The sequence below is a fragment of the Metabacillus sp. RB-C-LZQ-3-1 genome (assembly GCF_058315175.1).
Genome location: NZ_JBZFLI010000046.1, coordinates 1 through 3,305, shown reverse-complemented (window position 1 = coordinate 3,305; position 3,305 = coordinate 1). Strand labels below are relative to the sequence as shown.

Annotated in this window: 4 protein-coding genes and 2 pseudogenes; all 6 read right to left on the bottom strand. The window is 32.6% G+C overall.

Annotation, left to right across the window (positions count from 1 at the left end; translation table 11 throughout):
- Positions 1-254 precede the first annotated feature (254 nt).
- Positions 255-764 carry an ankyrin repeat domain-containing protein gene (locus tag AC4GZ8_RS26230; RefSeq protein WP_491084821.1) on the bottom strand — a complete coding sequence of 170 codons (510 nt, stop codon included), beginning with the start codon at positions 762-764 and terminating at the stop codon, positions 255-257.
- Positions 765-843: 79 nt separating this feature from the next.
- Positions 844-1,074 (bottom strand): hypothetical protein, encoded by a 231-nt coding sequence (locus AC4GZ8_RS26225; RefSeq protein ID WP_491084820.1) that lies wholly within the window; start codon positions 1,072-1,074, stop codon positions 844-846.
- A gap of 44 nt (positions 1,075-1,118) precedes the next feature.
- A pseudogene (locus AC4GZ8_RS26220) lies at positions 1,119-1,337 on the bottom strand (transposase); the annotation flags it as partial.
- A 359-nt stretch (positions 1,338-1,696) separates the two neighbouring features.
- Positions 1,697-2,146, bottom strand: coding sequence for an SMI1/KNR4 family protein (locus AC4GZ8_RS26215; RefSeq protein WP_491084819.1), 450 nt, complete (start codon positions 2,144-2,146; stop codon positions 1,697-1,699).
- Between the two features lie 62 nt (positions 2,147-2,208).
- Positions 2,209-2,685, bottom strand: a complete 477-nt coding sequence (locus AC4GZ8_RS26210) for a hypothetical protein (protein WP_491084818.1) — start codon at positions 2,683-2,685, stop codon at positions 2,209-2,211.
- A 25-nt stretch (positions 2,686-2,710) separates the two neighbouring features.
- Positions 2,711-3,305, bottom strand: a pseudogene (locus tag AC4GZ8_RS26205) (hypothetical protein); the annotation flags it as partial.

Sequence of the window (3,305 nt, the reverse complement as noted above, 5' to 3'; positions counted from 1 at the left end):
CTGTCTACAACTGTGTCACCTGATAAGTCAACATCCGCTACTGCTCCTGACACACCATTTAAAAAAGCAATTTGCATGTCGATTAACGGAGCAAGGCTTCAGCCAGGTCAATTTAGACCTGAAAAAACCCTTTGATTTTAAGCATAAAATTTAATACAAAAAGCACTTGTTGTCTTTTTGGACAATCAAGTGCTTTACTGTGAACTTTAAAATTGTATAACAAGAAAATTAGTATTGAATTGTTGTTCTTTTTCTTATTTTCTCTCATCTAACTTTTGCTTCAAATACTCAGCAATTTGAGTTTGACCAAATTCTTTAGCATATTCATACGCATCCATATTCCTCATATTTTCTCCACTATATCGTATTGAAATATCTATACCAGAATCAACTAATAACTCAACTACTTCTTTATGCCCACCATAAATTGCTCCAAACAATGGATTTCTTTTTGCTAAGCTCTCATCTAATTCTGCGCCAGACTCTATTAAATATTTTACTATTTCCAATTGTCCTGCTCCTGCTGCCAAATTTAATGCAGAAGCATCAAAAGTACCGCCTTTAGCATCAATATCTATACCTTTATCAATTAGAAATTTAACTATTTCAAAGTGTCCATGCTTTGCAGCTATGTGTAACCAAGTACCGAATGCAGTCATTGTATTTAATATTTCTTTATCATCACCTATTAATTGCTGAACTTCCTTAATATCCCCCAATTTAATAGCATTCCTTATTGCTTTGTTTATACTTTTTTTATCCAAAACATTCCCTCCAGAATTTTTATTATCTTCTACTCGCTAATTTATTCTGATCAAGGAGATCTAGTATTCCAACTTTTACTTAATCATAGACAGGCAGCGTACCAACACTAGTAAGGTAGTCATCTGCATATTGCTTTACTTCATCAGTTAGTTGATATGCTTCACTCGCTTTATATGCTTGTGCATCAAAGTGAATAGGAGAAATTGTGTTGCCTTGTACTGTTGCTTCTAGCAATTGTTGAAAAAGAGCTCCGATGTGAAATTCGGCACTTTCTGATACCTTATATTCTTCTAATAATTGTTGATCCAACGAATCTACTGCTTGAATGGTATCTTCTCTTTTCTTCTTTGTAGCTGAACTGCGAGGTTATAAAATAAAGTGTGCAGCGCCCAATTGCCTTCTTTGCTTTTTTGTTCCTTATCTTTCCCTGTTTACCCAAAGTAAAATGGCACACTCTCCGCAAAGCATGCTGATTTATTGGCATTTAGAAAACGTCTTACATCACCTATTTCAGCTATTAATGCCGATACAGTAACTAGGTGAATAACTGGCATGGAGTCTAGCTGAAAGTTAGTAAACTAAATAACTACTATGAATTTCAGTAAAACATCATTCATGCTATCCATGCATAAATATCACATAAAAAAACAAAAAGCACCTGTTACTTTATAGGCAATCAAGTGCTTTATTGTGGGCTATAAAAAAATATTTTATTACTATTTCAACCTTTAAACCAACAATCCTGTTTAATTTCGTAATTTTTTGGCTTGTTCCCTTTAACCATACTTCATTAGATTAAAATGTCATCTAGCCTAATTATAGTACAATTTTTCATAATAAAATATCATTATACAAATCCTTGATTGTACAACTACCAAGAGTTTTTGATTTTCTTTAATCTCTTTTATAAATACATTCTATTTATCTATCTTTAAAAATCTTCTTCCCATGCTTCTTTTGCATCCAATAACCTTTGTGATAAAAACTCATAAAAATTCTTTGCTGTTATGTAGTCATCAAGTCCCCCTAGTCTATTCCACGCTATTACTGGGCACTCATTATTCTCCATTTCGCTGGTATATAGACAATAAACATATTCTCCAGCATTTTCGATAACTACCAAATCTTTTTCCAATCCTAAATCTCTATATCTCTTTGTGTTAACAACAACAGGAGTTCTATTCGACTTAGCCACTCCTAAAATATCAACTCCAAATAACCCACCAGAACCATAATTTTTTAAAAACCACTTATAACTTTCTGGCAATTTTAACTTTAGGGTATCTTGAACATAATCAATTTGTTTGTCATCTACTCCTCCAGTAAAATCATCTGATTCCATATCTCTCTTAATAAAATTGGTTAATTCCTCTTTATTCATTCAAGATTCCAACTCCTCATTATAAAAATACCTTAGAGGATAATTCCTCTAAGGTATCAAAGTTAAGCTTGTGTTAGGCTTGTAATATCACAATTATTAATTGAAAACTTCTTTAAAAAGTCTAAAGCCTTTTGGGTTACTACCAACTCTCCTTTTGGCGATAGGCAAAAATGGTGTCCGGACCAATTATTGAATTTTTCTCCCTCTACTTCAACTGTTCCAAGCGGTATAAATCTTATAAATGAAGGGATTTCTTTATTTGGATACAGTTCCAAAAATACCTCTGACTTAGTTATAAGACATTCTTCTAATTTAAAGTCTTTAAATTCACTCTTTTTCAATTCTTTTTCAAGATAGCTTGATACTATAAAAGCTGGTGTTGACTCTAAAAGGTCATCTCCTAGCCACCCCTCAAACTCATAATGCAAGAACTTTATTTTCCCTGATATACCCTTTTTTTTAACATATTCTTCTGTCCCATAAATTGTTTGTTCACCATGACCACCAGATACTTCTGGCTCTAAAAAATACAATATCATTAATTATCGTCCTTCCTACTTAAACTCACCTTTTAACTGGTGGGTTAAAGTTTTCTCCATATTTTTTATCTAATTTGATCATATAATTTATTATTTCCTCTTTTGTAGGATTTGGGTGATTTCTATAAAATCTATTCCAATCTTTTCTTATTTTAGATAAGTGAAGATCACTGTTTATTTCTTTGGGTATTCCTCTAAGATTTTCTAGAGCATGAATTTCCTCAAGTGTAAACAGTTCAGGGTATTTTTTTAGAACTTGTTGCTCAATAGCATGATGAACTACAACACTTCCTTCAAGCTCAGGGTATTCATCAAAAAATGTCTTTCTATAATTCTTAACATCTTTAATTGTACCCTTAGTAATAACTCCCCCAACTTTTTCAATCCTCTTACTAATTTCCTTCGAATTCATCACATTGGATAGAAGTGGTTTTACACCATCTGCCCCAGCAAACGCAAAGTTCATGTTCTGATTTTGTAAGAGAACATGCATTCCACCTTTTACTTCATTATAGACATAATGTGCACCAGATTTCGTTTTTGTCGCTAGTTTATGTATCTGGGTAACTGTTTCATCCTTTACTAGTTTACCATTTTTTATGAGTGTTGGCACGAATGGT

What these genes read in the sequence shown, in the direction of transcription:
- AC4GZ8_RS26215 (WP_491084819.1), bottom strand. Translation starts at nt 2,146, where the DNA reads ATGAATAAAGAGGAATTAACCAATTTTATTAAGAGAGATATGGAATCA.
- AC4GZ8_RS26210 (WP_491084818.1), bottom strand. Translation starts at nt 2,685, where the DNA reads ATGATATTGTATTTTTTAGAGCCAGAAGTATCTGGTGGTCATGGTGAA.